Raw genomic sequence first — 15,434 nt, 5'->3', positions numbered from 1 at the left:
GGCGATAAAATAAAGAGTGGGGTGACCGTAGGTCCGGTGAACGAATGGCACGGGACACCGAGGTCCTCGTCCTCGGCGGCGGCTCGACCGGCTGTGGGATCGCCCGCGATCTGGCGACCCGCGGTCTCGAGGTCACGCTCGTCGAACGAGGGACCCTCACGGACGGAACCACCGGTCGGATGCACGGCCTGTTACACAGCGGCGGCCGCTATGCCGTCTCCGATCAGGCCAGCGCGACCGAATGTATCGAGGAGAACGAAACGCTCCGGGAGATCGCCGGGCACTGCGTCGAGGAGACCGGCGGCCTGTTCGTACAGCGGCCCGAGGACTCGGACGACTACTTCCGGGAGAAACTCGAGGGCTGTCGCGACTGCGGGATTCCGGCACGTGTCCTCTCGGGGCGGGAGGCCCGCGAGATCGAGCCGTACCTCGCCGAGGACGTCGAACGGGCGATCGAGGTGCCCGACGGCGCGGTCGACCCGTTCCGGCTCTGTGTCGCGAACGCGGTCGACGCCGAGGCCCACGGCGCGCGGATCGAAACGCACGCCGAGGTGATCGACCTCCTGCGCGAGGGTGACGACGTCTACGGGGTCGAGGTCCGCCACGGTGCCGGGCCCGGCAAGCGAAGCGACGTCGCGGCCGGAACAACCGAGGAGATCACCGCCGAGTACGTCGTCAACGCGACCGGCGCGTGGGCGGGTCAGATCGGCGCGATGGCCGACTTAGAGATCGAGGTCCGTCCGTCCAAGGGCGTCATGACGATCATGAACGTCCGGCAGGTCGACACCGTCATCAACCGCTGTCGGCCGAAGGGCGACGCCGACATCATCGTCCCCCACGAGACGACCGCGATCCTGGGGACGACCGACGAGGAAGTCGCGGATCCGGACGACTACCCCGAGGAACAGTGGGAGGTCGAGGCGATGATCGACACGCTTTCCGAACTGGTTCCGATCCTCGCCGAATCGCGGACCATCCGCTCGTTCTGGGGCGTGCGCCCGCTCTACGAGCCGCCGGGAACCGGCACACAGGATCCGACCGACATCACGCGGGACTTCTTCCTGCTCGATCACGCCGACCGCGACGGCGTCGCCGGTATGTCAAGCATCGTCGGCGGCAAGTTCACCACCTACCGGGCGATGGCCGAGGAGATCGCCGACCACGTCTGTGCGAAACTGGGCGTCACGGCCTCGTGTTCGACCGCCGACGAACCCCTGCCCGGCAGCGAGAACCTCGCACGGCTCGAGGCGGGGATGGACGACTTCGGGCTGCGCTCGCCGGTGGCCCGCCGGAGCAAGCAACGGCTGGGGAGCCGGGCGAGCGAGGTCCTCGAAACCGACGAGCCGAACCCGGTGATCTGCCAGTGTGAGGGCGTGACCCGCGCGGAGGTCCGCGACGCGATCGAGGGGTCGGGGGCAGACCTGAACGCGGTCCGCATTCGGACGCGGGCCTCGATGGGGAACTGCCAGGGCGGGTTCTGCTGTCAGAACATGGCCCACGAACTCCACCCCGAGTACGACGAGCCGACGGTCCGGGCGGCGCTCGACGAACTCGTCGCCGAGCGCTGGAAAGGACAACGTCACGCCCTGTGGGGCGAACAGCTCTCGCAGGCGATGCTCAACTACGCCCTGCACGCGACGACGATGAACCGCGATCGCGACCCCGCGAGCGCGAGCGGGGACGTCGAGTTCGCGGCGTTCGACGACGGCGTGGCTCGAGAAGCCCGGGGGGACGACTGAATGGCTATCGAGGACGACGTCCTCGTCGTCGGCGGCGGGCTGGCCGGTGCGACCGCCGCGCTGGCCGCGGCCGAGCGGGACGTCCGGGTTCGGCTCGTCTCCCACAAGGAGAGTACGCTTCGCCACGCCAGCGGCCTGATCGACGTGCTTGGGTACACGCCGACGGGCGAGGGCCCGCTCGCGGACCCGTTTTCGGCCCTCGCGGACCTCCCCGAGGGCCACCCCTACGAGCGAGTCGGGGCCGAGGCGGTCCGCGACGCCCTCGCCTTCTTCGACGAGATCGCAGGCGAGGCCTACGCGGGCGCACACACCGACGCGAACGCGCTCGTACCGACCCACGGTGGCACCGTCAAGCCGACCGCGCGGTACCCGACCGCGACCGCCGCCGGGCTGGCGAGCGACGACCGCGACGCCCTGCTCGTCGGCTTCGCGACGCTGCCGGACTTCGAGGCCCCGCTGGCGGCGGCCCATCTCGAGGCTGCCGGGGTCCCCTTCGACGCCCGCGGGGTCACGGTCCGCTTTCCCGGTATCGAGCGCGACGACGCGAAAGTCACGCGCTACGCCCACCTGCTCGACCGCGACGAACCCGTCGAGACGGCGGCCGGCGAGTCCACCGCGCGCGCGGCGCTGGTCGAGACGGTTCGCTCCCGCCTCGAGGGCGAGTCCCGCGTCGGGTTCCCGGCGATCCTCGGCGACGACAGCGCCGACGCGGTCAGGGCCGATCTCGCCGACCGGCTCGGCGTCGACGTCTTCGAGATTCCGATGGGACCGCCGAGCCTCCCCGGGCTGCGCCTCGAGGACCTGCTGTTCGACGCGCTCTCGGACGCGGGCGTCCGCGTGACGACGGGGGTCCCGGTCGTCGACTACGAGACCGGGGCCGACGGCGCGGGCTCGAGCGGCCCCGCGCGGATCGACCGCGTCACCGTCGACCGCAACGGGAGCGAGATCCCCCACACCGCCGACCAGTACATTCTCGCGACCGGCGGGCTCGTGGGGAAAGGCGTGCAGTCCGACCGCGAGCGCGTCTCGGAACCGGTCTTCGACTGTCACGTCCCCCACCCCGCCGACCGCTACGACTGGTTCGTCGACGACGTCTTCGGCGACCAGCCCTACGCCCGCTTCGGCCTGCCGGTCGACCGCGACCTCCGCCCGCTCGATGCCGACGACGCCCTCGAGTTCGCGAACCTGCGCGCGGCCGGCGCGGTCCTGGGCGGCTACGACTTCGCGGCCGAGAAGTCCGGCAGCGGCGTCTCGCTTGCGACGGGCTACGTCGCGGGCCGGCGCGCCGCGGAGGGGTGTCGATGAACGAGACGACGGATTTCGGACGACTGATTCAGGTGATCCAATGAGCGACGCAGAACGACCGACCGACGACAGTGGCGACGAGTTCGAACCGATCGAGGTCTTTCCGGAGGCCGGAGAGACCGACCTTCGACCGGGGGCCGACGACTGCTACAAGTGTTCGACCTGCGATACCGAGTGTCCGGTCGCCGAGGTCGACGACGAGTTCCCAGGTCCGAAGTTCCAGGGGCCCGAGCAGTGGCGGCTCAAACGACAGGACGATCACGACATCGACGAGTCGGTGATGAAGTGTTCGAACTGCATGCGGTGTGACAGCGCCTGTCCATCGGACGTGCCGCTCTCGCAGATGCACAACACCGCCCGCGCCGAGTACGTCGAGGAGAACATGAGTAAACTCTCCCGGGAGTACTGGCGCAACCGGATGCTCGCGAACTACCGCCGGCTCGCCCCCCTCGGGGCCATGTTCCCCCGGACGGCGAACTTCGTGACCGGGCTCTCTGCGACCCAGTGGCTCGGCGAGAAACTGTTCGGGATCGCCGGCGAGCGGGAGTTCCCCGAGTTCGCGACCGAGACCTTCCGCGAGTGGTGGACCGCACGGGGCGGCGCACAGGTCGAGAACCCCGACAAGCGTATCGCATACTTCCACGGCTGTTACTCGAACTACAACACACCCGAAGTCGCGAAGGCGCTCGTCCGCGTCTACGAACACTTCGGCTACGAGATCATGGTCCCCGACCAGGACTGTTCGGGAACGCCGATGTTCGCCAACGGCATGCTCGAGGACGCCCGTCGCGCCGCCGAAACGAACGTCCGGGAACTCGCCGCGGCCATCGAGGACGGGGCCGATATCGTCGCCTCCTGTAGCTCGTGTTCGATGTCGCTGCGCCAGGAGTACCCCGAACTGTTCGATTTCGAGGACACCGAGGCCGTCGCCGAGAACACCTGGGATGCCGTCGAATACCTGCGGGTCCACGAAGACCTCGAGGCCGAACTCGAGGGAACGTCGGTCGGCGAGGAGTTCGACGACTTCGCCTACCACGCACCGTGTCACGCCCGCAATCAGGGGCTCGACGGCCAGACGGTCGAACTGCTCGCCGCCATCGACGGCGTCGAGGCCCACGACGTCGGCGACTCCTGTTCGGGCATCTCCGGAACCTACGGCTGGAAGGAAGAGAACTACGAAACCTCCATGGAGATCGGCGCGGAGATGTTCGACCACATGGACGAGGCCGACGCAGAAGCAGGGTTGACGGAGTGTCCGACCTGCTCGATGCAGATGGAACACGGCACCGGCTACGAGATCACCCACACCCTCGAGGTGCTGGCTGCGGCGCTCGTCGGGGACGGGACGGGCACGAACGCGACGGGGGCACGCGCGGAGTAATGGACCTGCAGGAACGGATCGCCAGACGGCGGTCGGCCCGGGAGGGGAGACGGCTCGTCGTCGACCGTAACACGCTCAGCCCGGTCGTCCACCGGCCGGAGCCGATCGGCCGGGGCCCGGTCCTCGAGCAGTTGCTGGACGCCCTCGAGCCGGTCTTCGACGGCGAGTTGCCGCCCCCGGTCGCCGTCGTCGGGCCGCCCGGCTCCGGGACGTCGGCGATTACGACGGCGCTGTTCGACGCCATGAACGAGGGGTTCGGCGGCTCGAGCCGGGCGATCGAGACGACGACTCGGGGCGGCACCACCGGCCCGGCGACCTGGTTCGTCACCGTCGACGGCCGCCGGGTCGGGAGCCCCTTCGCGTTCTATCGCGCGGTGCTGTCCGGGCTCTCGAGCGAGCGGGTCCCCGAGAGCGGCGTCGGGACCGACGACCTGCGTGACCGGCTTCGCGAGCGGCTGACTCGCGGCGATCGGCGCGCGGTCGTCGCAGTCGACCACCACGATGAGTCCGAGGCCCTCGGCCCGGATCGAGCCCGCGAACTGCTTGCGCCCGTCACAGAGCGAGTCACCGTCGTCGCGGTCGGGGCGTCCGAACCGGCCGGCCACGAGGGAGCGACCGTCACCGTCCCGGCCTACCGGGATCACGAACTCGTCGACGTGATCACCGATCGCGTCTCGACGGGGCTCGCCGCGGGCGCGCTCGATCACGACGCCGTCCGCGACCTCGCAGCCTGGGCCGACGGGAACGCCCACGACGCCCTGGCGGCGCTGTTCGGTGCGGCCGTCCTCGCCAGCGAGGACGACGCCGATCGGATCGAGCGGCCCCACCTCGAGCGGGCCCGCGCGGCCGTCCCCGACGACGGCGTCCACGTCGGCCGGGCGCTGGCGCTTTCGGAAACCCGCCAGCGGGTGCTGTCGGCGCTGGTCGCCCTCGAGCCGGACGACCGGCCGATCGACGAGATCGCGGCCGCCATCGCCGACCGGTCGTCGCTGACCGCCGGGACCGTCGAGCGGTTCCTGTACGAACTCGCGGACCGGGGCGTCGTCGAACGAATGCCCGTGGCGGTACGGTCGGGCGGCAGCGGTCGCCGGCCGAGTACGGTCGAGCCGCGGTTTCCGACGATCGCGTTCCGCGCGCTGACGACGGCCGACGGCGGTTGATCGACGCGCTAGCCGGCAGGGTCGTCGTACTCGAGTCCGCTTGTGTATCGGTTCGCCAGCAGAACGGCGACGACGCCGACGGCCGCCGCCGCCACCGCAATCGGCAGCGTCGCGGTCGGTTCCGAGCCGACGTTGGTCGCTATCTCGATCGCCGGCAGGCGCAACGCCCCGACCATCAAACTCACCAGAAAAGCGAGCGTCGCTGCCCGGTAGGACTCGAGCGCGCGTCGAACGACGTGTGCCATCGTAAACAGGCCGATCACCGTCCCGAGCAAGTACAGCGCGACGACGGTCCCCGACTCGACGACCGACCCGGCGGTCCCGCCGCCGGCCAGCCCGAGCAGGCCGTCGACGAACGCGGTCAGCGTCGCAGTCATGAACTCGTACTGGCCCAGTAGCAGCAGGAAGAAGGCCCCGGAGATCCCCGGGAGAATCATCGCACAGACCGCGATCGCACCCGCGAGGACGACCATCGCCGGCCCGTGTGAGACGCCCGTTGCCGTCACACCCGTGATCGCGGCGGCGATCGCGATCCCCGCGATCGAGACGGCGAGTCGCCGACCGGGCCAGCGATCGATCTCGCCGTACAACACGATCGCCGACGCACTGATCAACCCGAAGAAGAAGCCGTAGGTCGGCACCGGATACTCGGTTACCGCGGTGTGTAACACCCGCGACAACACCACGATCGCCGTCGCGATCCCCAGTCCGAGCGCCGCCAGAAAGCCGGCGTCGATCCGCTCGAGTTCGGCCCGCAGGGCCGCCCGCTGGGCCGGCTCGTGGAGCCGCCACGCCGATCGAAATTTTCGGGGATCGATCGTCGTGATCGCCCGAATCAACCGATCGTAGATCCCGAGAATCAGTGCGATCGTCGCGCCCGAAACGCCGGGGACGACGTCGGCAGATCCCATGGAGAACCCCTTCAAGTAGACGGCGAAAAGCTCCCGCATCGTCGGTATTTGGGGCGGATCTCGCAAAAGCCTTCTTCCCGCTGGGTGTCCGATCGGCGAGCGACCGATCAGCTCGCCGGCTCGGCGGCGATCGGCGCGACGGCCGCCGCCGTCTCGTTGTCCGTCGATCCGTCGCCGGCCGTGCCGTCGTCAGTCGACCCGCCGTCGTCCGTCTCGTTGCCGGTCGTTTCGTTCCCAGCAGTTTCGTTGCTCTCGTTACCCGTGTCGGTCTCGATCTCCTCGAGGGTGACGTCGACCGACTCGCCGTCGACGACGGCCGGTTCCGGAACCGTCGTTTCGCCGCCGTACTGGACGGTCTCGTTGCCGGACGGCGCGATGGCTCGAACGGTGTAGTTGCCCAGCGCCTCGACGCTGCTGTCGGTGTAACCGTCCTCGACACCGAGTTCGTCGTTCGTCGCGTACGGGACAGTCACCTCGAAGCTGCCGTCCGCGTCCACGTCGGCGGTCTGTCTGTAGGCGAACGTCCGTCCGGTGCCGGTCTCGAGCGGGACGCTGACTACGGCCGTGGCGTTGTCGGCGTCGATCGACTCGGCATCGACGCTGCCGGTGATCGTCGCGCCCGCGACGCGTTCATAGGTCTTGACCCTCGACTCGACGTGGGCGTCCCACATCGGAACGCCGAGTTGCTGATACACCTGGTCGCTGCTCCGTGCTTGTGCGAGCTGTTGTTGAATCGCTGCCGTCTGATTGCTCCAGCCGGTGTCGAGGTTCTGTCCGGTCGCCCGGTTGTACCGGCTAATCGGCAGGGAGTAGTGGGGGAGTCGCTGATTGCCCACCTGCATCCCGCCGACGATCGCGTAGTCGTCGCTCTCGTGAACCAGCCGGTAGTGTTCCATGCCGGCCGCGTCCTGCCGATACAGCGACGCAGTCGTCGTGTTCTCGTAGACCTCATTTCCGCTCGGAAGCTGGATCGAGCTGTTTCCAGCTTGGAACTGTTCGCTCTGAACGTACGCGCTGTAATCGGGCCCGGACCACGCCGTGATCGCACTGAACTTCCCGCCGGCCATCTGGTCGTCGATCATCACGTATCGGATCCCTTCGCCCTCCTGAGAGTCGTTGCCGACGGCTCCCTCGAGTTCCTCGGTCGATCGATTCACGACAGGTTCACCGGCGGCGATCCCATCGAGGATCAGTTCCGCTTCCGCCTCGGACTGGGCAGTCAAGAACTCGGAAGACGACCGCGCGTTCTGCTGGAACGGGTTCGAATGGGGGATCCGTTCGCCCTGGGTCGTTATCAGGTGGCCGTAGTCCCACCACGACATGACGCCGTAGGTCCCGTCGGGATACTCGTAATCACCGTCCTCTGGGGTGTAGCTCCCGTAGTAGTCGAGCGTATCGGCGTTGTTCGCACCGCCGTAGTTACCCGGTGCCGGCGTGTTCTCCGCGAGCCACTCGTTGGACTCCTCCCAGGCCATCGCGTCGGGGTGCGGTCGAGCGCCCTCGGCGTTCCCCCAGGCCGTTCCCGATGCCAGCGGCGGTAACAACGGCGCAAACAGTAACAAGACCACGAGGATGACGACGATCACCTGATAGGTCTCGATCGACCTGAGCGATTCGATGCCGCCCCTGATATCGAGATCGAACAGCCGAACCACGTCCGCGACGAACGCGGCGTTAACGACCGCGACAGCGAGAACGAGGTAGTACGCAAACCGAAGCTGTGTGGCCGCCATACTGGTCAGGAACAGTGACCAGACGATCACCAGCGTATACTCGGCGCGATACTCGCGGCCGAGAAGCGGCCGCACGACGAGCAACACGAGCCCCGCGACCATCGTGTAGAATGCGGCACCGAACTCGTCGAAGACGTGAGAGAGGAACTGATCCGGTGGCTTGGCCTCGCCGATCGTGAGGTCCGTTGCCGTCCCGCCGATCGGGAGAACCCGGCGCACCGCGTTGCCGACGATCGTATCGAACAGGCCGGGCAGGACGAGCCACGCCCCCACTCCGATCGCACCGAGGAGGCCGGCGATGGCGACGGGGTAGTACTGGCGCTCGAGATCACGGTTGTTCCACTCACGGGCGAGCCACGCCATGAACACGCAGCCGGCGGCCACGAGGAAAGCAGCGAGTGGCTGGAGGAGGCCTAACGACGTCGACCCCGTACTGCCGGGCCGTTCGATCAACAGAATCGACAGCAGCCCCGTGACGCCAAGGCTTACTGCCCCGACGAAGGCGACGTGGTCGGGCGAAACGCCCCGGAGATAATCGACACAGAGCTGTACGGTAAAGAAGACGCCGAAGATCCCGATCAGAAGAATCGCCGACGGCCAGACCCAGATATACAAGGTCATCGCAATCCCCGCGAGCGTGCTGTAGACGAGTGGGGACCGGAGGGTATCCCAGTCGCGGTCGACGACGAGTTCGTAGATCGGCTTGTCCCGTTCGGCCACGCGCAACGCGACCATCATCGCCAGGACCGCGATCGCCATGAACAGCACCTCGCCGACGTGGTGGTCGAGCTGCCCCACCAACGAGCGCCGAAGGAAGGTCCCGGGCGCGAGCGCGAGGACGAGAACCGAAACGATGCCGCCGATCGTCCCGCCGAGTCGCCGCCCGGCGTAGAAGACCGGGATCGCGACGAGCGCGGCCATGACCGGAATCGCAAGCAGCGAAACCGTATACAGGGTCTCGGGCGACGGATCACCGAGGCCGACGATCATCGCTACCGTGACGATGAGTTGGTCGAACAGCGTCCCGAACTGGCCCACGTAGTTGCCGGACGGGAATCCGGTCCAGACCTCGTAGGGCATCGTATGCGGGTAGTTTTCGGCAGTCCAGTTGATCGTTCGCCAGTGATACCACGAGTCGATACCGGACAGCGCGGGCTGTCCGCCGTCCGTGACGAACCGGTCGTACATCTGGGTTCGGACCCAGACCATAAACAGCATCACGACCCCGACGATGGGGATATGATACCAGTCTCGCCACGCCTCGAGGGTGGAGGTTTCTGCTCCCTCGTCGACGTGTTCGGTGTCCGTACTCATTAGGTTCCACCAGACCCAAGCCAAGAATAAGCCTTGTCATATACGCGTCGCCGTTTGATACCCCGTCTAACGACGGAGTCGGAGCGACGATACTCCGGTTTTCGGACCGTTCCTCCGCCGAGCGGGTTACTGAAGGAAAAGGCTTATTCTCGCCTCTCCGAAATCGAGTCCCGATGAAGGTCTCCGTCGTCATCTGTACGTACGCGATGGACCGGTACGACGTCTTCTCGGAGTGCGTCGACAGCGTCCTCGCACAGACCTACGACCCCCTCGAGATCGTCCTCGTCGTCGACGGCAACGAGCCGGTCTTCGACCGCGTGAGAGATGACTACGGGGGCCTCGAGGACGTCGTCCTCCACTGTAACGACGAGAATCAAGGCATCTCCTACAGCCGGACCCGCGGAGCCGAGATCGCGACCGGCGACGTGGTCGCGTTCATCGACGACGATGCCGTCGCCGAAGAGGACTGGGTCGCGGAATTGGCTCGAGTCTACGCCGAAACTGACGCTATCGCGGTCGGCGGCCACGTCGCCTCCGACTGGGTGACCGAAAAACCCGACTTCTTCCCCGCGGAGTTCTACTGGCTCGTCGGCTGTGACGAGCGCGGGATGGGCGATCACATGGAGGAGCTTCGCAACACCTACGGTTCGAACATTTCCTACCGGCGGGACGTCTTTCTCGCCGTCGGCGGCTACGACGAAAATACGGGCCGGAAAGGCGACCGTCACATCCAAGCCCACGAAGCGCCGGTCTGTATCCGGATGGCGAACGCGTACGGCAAGGGCGTGATCTACAACACCGACGCCGTCGTTCACCACAAACTGTTCGATTATCGGGGCGACTTCCAGTGGCTCGTGTTCCGAGCCTTCTGGCAGGGCTACTCGAAACGGATCATGGATCTGCTGTTACCCGAGGCGAAAGGCGACAAAAACGAGTACCTGCAACAGCTCATGCTCGAGTTCGTTCCGGAGCGGCTATCCGACCTCTTGCGACGCCCGTCGAGTGCGAAGGTCAAACAGCTTGTTACGATCTTCGTGTTCACCGCTGCGGTCGGCTTCGGCTACCTGTATGGGCTTGCGGAAGTGGATCGGGCGGAACTGACCGCCGAGCGTGACACGCCGAGCGGCGCGTGACTGCCTGCAGTCGACTCAATCACCGGTTTCGTACGACTCGTACCAATCGGGCGTGATATCGGCGCTCGCAACCGCGGTATCGACTGCCTCCCGCATCCCCTCGTGGAACGCATCCACGGAGAACCGGTCGGCGAAGGCGGCGATCTCCGCCGGCGACCACTCGACCCCCTCCGTCTCGAACCGGCGGATCGTCTCGGCCAGCGAGGGCCCGGCTTCGCCCGCTCGCGTGTGGCAGTAGCCGTTCCTCCCGTCGACGACCTGGAACTGTGTCATCCCTTCCTCGACGCCGAGCAGCGGCGTGCCGGCCGCCAGCGCTTCGACCGGGGCGATCCCGAAGTCTTCGTCGCGGCCGTTGAACACGAAGGCCTTCGCGCCCGACAGTAGACGTCGTTTCTCGGCCTCGTCGACGTAACCGAGAAACTCGATGTTGTCGCCGGCTAACTGCTCGAGGCGCTCGCGTTCGGGACCGTCGCCGGCAACGAGCAATCGACTCTCGAGGTCGTTGAACGCTCTGATGATCCCGTCGACGTCCTTGTGCCAGTCCAGTCGAGAGAGGGTCGCGTAGTACTCGCCGGTCTCCTCGTCGTCCGGATCGTACTCGTGGGTATCGACGGGCGGATAGACGACGCTGATCTTCTCGCTCGGCACGCCCCAGTAGCGCTCGAGGCGGCGCTTGACGAGTTCGGAGTTGACGACGTAGCGATCGGGACGGTGGGTGTTGTGGTCGAACAGGACCCGGATCGCGTAATGAAGGAGCAGTCGGAGCCGGGGGAACCGAGCGGATTCGACCGCAGTGATCTGGTCGGACTGTCTGCGGTTCGTGTGATGGATGTAGGCGACCCAGGTCTGCTCGGTCGGGGCGACGTAAAACAGCGGCTCGTTCCCGCTGGTGACGAGGACGTCGTACTCCCGGAGCGGCTCGGCGAGCTGCCATCCCACGAGATGCGCGAGCTGTCGCGCCAGCCCGCCCCGCTCGAGGGCCCGGTTCAGTAACCGGCCCTGGATGAGCTGTTCGGCCTCGATATCGGTCGGCTCGATCGACTCGTCACGCCAGCCGACATAAAAGGGTGCGTCCTCGAAGACGCGGGCGAGTTCCCAGGCGAGGCGATCACCGCCACCGTTGGCGTGTTCGCCCCAGTGTGCGACCGCCAGTCCTCGGCCGCCAGGTCCGAAATCGATCATTACACCCGTCTTCTAAACCGACGGCCATATCCTTCACGGGTTGATCGGTGGCTGCGGGGGCGCCGTTCGCCGTCAGTCACGCAGAACTCGCTCGTATACCTCATGAAACTGTGGCACGACGACATCGGGGTGATACCGGTCGTCGACGAACTGCCGATTTTCCCGGCCAATCCGGTCACGGTTTGCAGCGGCGTATTCGATGCTCTCGCTCAGACTTGCCGGATCACCGGGCGTCGCCAGTAGTTCCGACTGCGGGACGGTGTCGGCCGGGCCGCCGATATCGGTCGCGACGACGGGCAATCCGGCCTGCATCGCCTCGAGAATCGTCCGGCCGAACGGCTCCGGCCAGACGCCGGGGTGGACGAACACGTCCGCGTCAGCGTACGCCCGTGTGACCTCCTCGTAGGGGACCGAACCGGTGAACTCGATTCTGTCGGCCGCGGCGGTACCCGCGGCCCGCTCCGTCAGGGCGTCCCGCTCCGGACCGTCGCCGACGACCGTCAGTTCGACCCGCTCGGGGAGCCGGTCCATCGCATCGATCAGATACCGAACGCCTTTCGTGTCCCGAAGATAGCCGACGTACAGCAACCGGACCCGGTCCGTCTCTTCGGAGCCGTCGTCCGGGACGGAAAACGACGGATCGAGCATGTTCGGGATCACCTCGTAGTCGGCGTCCTCGAGGCCGTTGTTCCGGTAGACCCGTTCGACGGCGCTGCTGAGCGGCAGGAACAGGTCGATGTTCGACAATTGTCCCAGCAGGCGGGGCCGTTCGAGACGCAACAGTGTCCGCTCGTACACTCGGCGCTTGAGCGACGGGGTCACGTTCACCTCGGCCCAGTCGACGAGCGGATATGCATTTAGCGTCGCCACCGCGGGAACGTCGAGCGTCGCGGAGAGCCGTCCCACGGCGGGATGGAGGTGCATGTTGTACGCGTGGATCACGTCGGGGTCCGGCCCGACCGCCCTGAGCTTCCGGTAGGCGATCTCGTTCGGCAGGCTGTAGGGGTACTGGGGGACGTCCGCGAGCCGGAAGACCGGAATCCCCCCGACCGTCTCCGTCGACTCGCCGTCGAACGAGTAGACGACGACTTCGTCGACGGCGTCTCGAGCGTGGAGTTGTTCGGCGAGCAGTCGGGCACTAATCTCACCGCCGCCGGCGTGGGTCGGTGGGTATCGTGGGGTGACGAGGGAGATTCGTGTCATTCGTGACATCTCGTTGCCCTTCGATTAGAGCGGATCATGGAAAGCATTCTCATACTTCATCATTCATACCACTTCTTTTCGCTCGGACCCATGAGTTACGAATCACATCTTGTATCCCAGTGCCTCGAGTTGTTCGTCGAGGTCGTCATCTGTTTCGTTCGTCGATGGCGCTTCGAACTCCGCCGTGTACGAACCAGTGTCAGTTGCGGATGTCTCTACCCAGGGCACGTTTCGGACTTTCGGATGTATACTACCCGTTTTATGTCCGAACTCCCAGAACTCGCCGAATGCTTCCCCGTGATCGGACGAGATAACGACCCGTTCGGCGTCCATGTTTTCCAGGAGCAGTTCGACATCGTCAAGGACGAATCGGAGTTCGTCCAGATACGTCTCCCAGATCGTTTCTTTATCGCCCGTCTCCCCTATGTATCCCCACCAGTCCCGTTCGTGTTTGTGCAACGGGCGGTCTTCCTCAAGCGCCCGCGCCATGTAGGGTGGGTGTGGCTGAAGATAGTGCAGGATCAGGCGGTCGAAGTCCTCGCTTCGGGCGACATCGATACCCCTGTCAGTCACGTATCGAGGCGGTGTTCCGCCGTCAGTGTGACCCAGTGGTCCCGATTTTCCAACCGGTTCGTATTCGAACAGGTACTCGCACTTCCCCAGCGTCTCTACGTCAACGGTCGGAATCCTATCCAACAGATCGTATGTGAAGCTTTTCTCGGCTAACGATCCGGCGTCGGGGCTTGCAGTGTCTAGGATCGGCTCCGTGAAGACGTTCGTGGTGAGATACGCTGTTTCCCGGATCGTCTCCTCGTATTCGTCGACGAACGTCTTGGCGATCCACTCGGGAGACCGACCGCCGACCGAACGGATGCTGTCAACCGCTGAAATAAATTCGTACTCGTCGGCAACCGCGCGAAGCGCGTCGACGCGGCAGGTATCCAGCAGGATTAGAACGTCCCACTCTCGTGTGAAGACGTTCGTTCCGATAGTCGTTACCGTATTCGCATACGTTGTTGGAATTCGATAGAACAGTTCGTAGAGGGTCTCGTCAACGGCCTGATCGGGGTTCTTCAAAGCCTTCTTAATATTGTCGACGCTCACTTCGTGCCGCAGCATTGGTCTGAAGTAGCAGACGGCAGGGATAATATTTGCGATGAAACCTGCTGATTCCGGGAGAGAACTCGACTAAAGTACTATCTATAGATACAAATATATTATTTTACATTAATAGGTGTTCGTAACCATCTATGTAGGATCTTATCGATACCCAAGTGATCGTAGTCGATCCTCAACCTCCGCTTCGCTTCCCCGGTTGATCTCAGTGGGACTATCAGCTGTAATGGTTCTTCGATCGTCTGTCTCAATCTCGAGCCACGGTACGACGTACAATTCCTTGTTCTTTAGATGTTCCCATGAATGTCCATATTTTGGTTTTGTAAACCTCGTAAACTGATCGCCGAGTAGTTCGCCGTGATCGGCACTCACAACGGTCTTTCCGGGGAGCGCGTTCGATACCTTCTCTGCATATTCAACCGCGGTCGCTACGTTTTCCCGATACGCTTCACGTATCCGTGGGAGGGAAAGTTCGCCCCGTTCAACGCGTGCAGTGAAGTCCGTCTCCTCTCGCTCACCATTCGATTCCTCGTAGACCAACGTTCTATTATATCCTCCTAGGTTGTACTCTTCCCTCAATTCTTGTCCTGTTGGCCCGATAAATGGCCGGTGTGGTTGCATGAAATGGATGATCAGTCGTTTGTTCGGATATTCCTCGTGTGCGTCTATCGCTGCAGTGAGTACATCTTCGGGAAGGACAGTTTCGTATTCATCGTTCCACGCTTCGAGATGAAGCATTTTCACGGCATGGAACACGTCATCCGAGAGTTTTCCCGTATGGGGGTTCGCCGTGACGTAGACGGTGTCGTGGAGATCTCGGTTGGCGAAGTTTGCCTGCATGAACGGCCAACTCGACCCTCCTTTTGAGACGACTGCTGTTAGCTCCCCGTCTATCGTGTTTTCCATTTCGAACGAGTCATAACGGCACGCATCAAGGAGAACAAGATTATCCCAGTCTTTCGACATTACATCGATTCCGTCCCCAAACCGGAACTGAAATATTTTCCGTTGGAGTTCCCAGAGAACGTACTCCGGTTCGTGCAATAACTTCCGAAAGTTCTCGAGAGTATATCGCTCTGGCATTGTCTGAAAACACCAATTCCAAGTGCTTGATTGTACCGCTCACCGGTTCGCTTGCTGAACCGAAACGTTATTTCCCCAGAAGAAAGTCCCACATCGTATGCGTCACCATCTCCGCAAAGCAAAGGAACTCTACGCCAGCGGAGGGTTGCTTCAAACCTCTACGAGCGTGTTACG

At 64.5% G+C, this 15,434-nt stretch carries 11 protein-coding genes; 5 read left to right on the top strand and 6 right to left on the bottom strand.

Translation table 11 applies throughout. From position 1 onward, the window contains the following. Positions 1-44 precede the first annotated feature (44 nt). The 4 genes from glpA to ACERIM_RS08200 are packed head-to-tail and all read left to right on the top strand — an operon-like array spanning position 45 to position 5,585. Entirely contained in the window at positions 45-1,739 is a 1,695-nt protein-coding gene (gene glpA, locus ACERIM_RS08215; RefSeq protein ID WP_373631990.1) for an anaerobic glycerol-3-phosphate dehydrogenase subunit GlpA, read from the top strand. Further along, positions 1,740-3,044 (top strand): glycerol-3-phosphate dehydrogenase subunit GlpB, encoded by a 1,305-nt coding sequence (gene glpB, locus ACERIM_RS08210; protein WP_373631989.1) that lies wholly within the window; start codon positions 1,740-1,742, stop codon positions 3,042-3,044. A 40-nt stretch (positions 3,045-3,084) separates the two neighbouring features. Continuing rightward, positions 3,085-4,425: an anaerobic glycerol-3-phosphate dehydrogenase subunit C gene (locus ACERIM_RS08205; RefSeq protein WP_049966158.1), complete on the top strand. Its 1,341-nt coding sequence runs from the start codon at positions 3,085-3,087 to the stop codon at positions 4,423-4,425. Continuing rightward, on the top strand, positions 4,425-5,585 hold the full coding sequence (locus tag ACERIM_RS08200) for a Cdc6/Cdc18 family protein (RefSeq protein WP_373631988.1): 1,161 nt from the start codon (positions 4,425-4,427) through the stop codon (positions 5,583-5,585). The genes ACERIM_RS08205 and ACERIM_RS08200 overlap by 1 nt, the downstream gene beginning before the upstream one ends. An 8-nt stretch (positions 5,586-5,593) precedes the next feature. Here ACERIM_RS08200 and ACERIM_RS08195 read toward each other — a convergent pair whose 3' ends face one another. Together ACERIM_RS08195 and ACERIM_RS08190 are read right to left on the bottom strand one after the other, a co-directional pair. Continuing rightward, entirely contained in the window at positions 5,594-6,535 is a 942-nt protein-coding gene (locus tag ACERIM_RS08195; RefSeq protein WP_373631987.1) for a DUF368 domain-containing protein, read from the bottom strand. Positions 6,536-6,603: 68 nt separating this feature from the next. Beyond that, positions 6,604-9,543, bottom strand: a complete 2,940-nt coding sequence (locus ACERIM_RS08190; protein ID WP_373631986.1) for an oligosaccharyl transferase, archaeosortase A system-associated — start codon at positions 9,541-9,543, stop codon at positions 6,604-6,606. Positions 9,544-9,716: 173 nt separating this feature from the next. Between ACERIM_RS08190 and aglG the strand changes: the two genes are divergently transcribed. Continuing rightward, the gene (aglG, locus tag ACERIM_RS08185; RefSeq protein WP_373631985.1) at positions 9,717-10,676 is read left to right on the top strand and encodes a glucosyl-dolichyl phosphate glucuronosyltransferase; all 960 of its coding nucleotides are present in this window, start codon (positions 9,717-9,719) and stop codon (positions 10,674-10,676) included. A gap of 15 nt (positions 10,677-10,691) precedes the next feature. On the opposite strand, the gene ACERIM_RS08180 is transcribed toward aglG, so the two are convergent. The 4 genes from ACERIM_RS08180 to ACERIM_RS08165 all read right to left on the bottom strand — a co-directional run bounded on the left by ACERIM_RS08180 (position 10,692) and on the right by ACERIM_RS08165 (position 15,260). After that, positions 10,692-11,858, bottom strand: coding sequence for a glycosyltransferase (locus tag ACERIM_RS08180; protein ID WP_006649599.1), 1,167 nt, complete (start codon positions 11,856-11,858; stop codon positions 10,692-10,694). A gap of 72 nt (positions 11,859-11,930) precedes the next feature. Next, complete coding sequence (locus tag ACERIM_RS08175; RefSeq protein WP_373631984.1) at positions 11,931-13,061, bottom strand: glycosyltransferase family 4 protein; 1,131 nt, start codon at positions 13,059-13,061, stop codon at positions 11,931-11,933. Between the two features lie 102 nt (positions 13,062-13,163). Then, entirely contained in the window at positions 13,164-14,180 is a 1,017-nt protein-coding gene (locus ACERIM_RS08170) for a hypothetical protein (RefSeq protein WP_373631983.1), read from the bottom strand. Between the two features lie 141 nt (positions 14,181-14,321). Further along, positions 14,322-15,260, bottom strand: coding sequence for a hypothetical protein (locus tag ACERIM_RS08165; RefSeq protein ID WP_373631982.1), 939 nt, complete (start codon positions 15,258-15,260; stop codon positions 14,322-14,324). Positions 15,261-15,434 lie beyond the last annotated feature (174 nt).

Origin of the sequence: Natrinema sp. H-ect1, from assembly GCF_041821105.1 — an archaeon.
Classification (GTDB): domain Archaea; phylum Halobacteriota; class Halobacteria; order Halobacteriales; family Natrialbaceae; genus Natrinema; species Natrinema thermotolerans.
The sequence above is the reverse complement of the archived record's forward strand: the minus strand, read 5'-3'. Positions and strand labels throughout refer to the sequence as shown.

What these genes read in the sequence shown, in the direction of transcription:
- glpA (WP_373631990.1), top strand. Translation starts at nt 45, where the DNA reads ATGGCACGGGACACCGAGGTCCTCGTCCTCGGCGGCGGCTCGACCGGC.
- glpB (WP_373631989.1), top strand. Translation starts at nt 1,740, where the DNA reads ATGGCTATCGAGGACGACGTCCTCGTCGTCGGCGGCGGGCTGGCCGGT.
- ACERIM_RS08205 (WP_049966158.1), top strand. Translation starts at nt 3,085, where the DNA reads ATGAGCGACGCAGAACGACCGACCGACGACAGTGGCGACGAGTTCGAA.
- ACERIM_RS08200 (WP_373631988.1), top strand. Translation starts at nt 4,425, where the DNA reads ATGGACCTGCAGGAACGGATCGCCAGACGGCGGTCGGCCCGGGAGGGG.
- ACERIM_RS08195 (WP_373631987.1), bottom strand. Translation starts at nt 6,535, where the DNA reads ATGCGGGAGCTTTTCGCCGTCTACTTGAAGGGGTTCTCCATGGGATCT.
- ACERIM_RS08190 (WP_373631986.1), bottom strand. Translation starts at nt 9,543, where the DNA reads ATGAGTACGGACACCGAACACGTCGACGAGGGAGCAGAAACCTCCACC.
- aglG (WP_373631985.1), top strand. Translation starts at nt 9,717, where the DNA reads ATGAAGGTCTCCGTCGTCATCTGTACGTACGCGATGGACCGGTACGAC.
- ACERIM_RS08180 (WP_006649599.1), bottom strand. Translation starts at nt 11,858, where the DNA reads ATGATCGATTTCGGACCTGGCGGCCGAGGACTGGCGGTCGCACACTGG.
- ACERIM_RS08175 (WP_373631984.1), bottom strand. Translation starts at nt 13,061, where the DNA reads ATGACACGAATCTCCCTCGTCACCCCACGATACCCACCGACCCACGCC.
- ACERIM_RS08170 (WP_373631983.1), bottom strand. Translation starts at nt 14,180, where the DNA reads ATGCTGCGGCACGAAGTGAGCGTCGACAATATTAAGAAGGCTTTGAAG.
- ACERIM_RS08165 (WP_373631982.1), bottom strand. Translation starts at nt 15,260, where the DNA reads ATGCCAGAGCGATATACTCTCGAGAACTTTCGGAAGTTATTGCACGAA.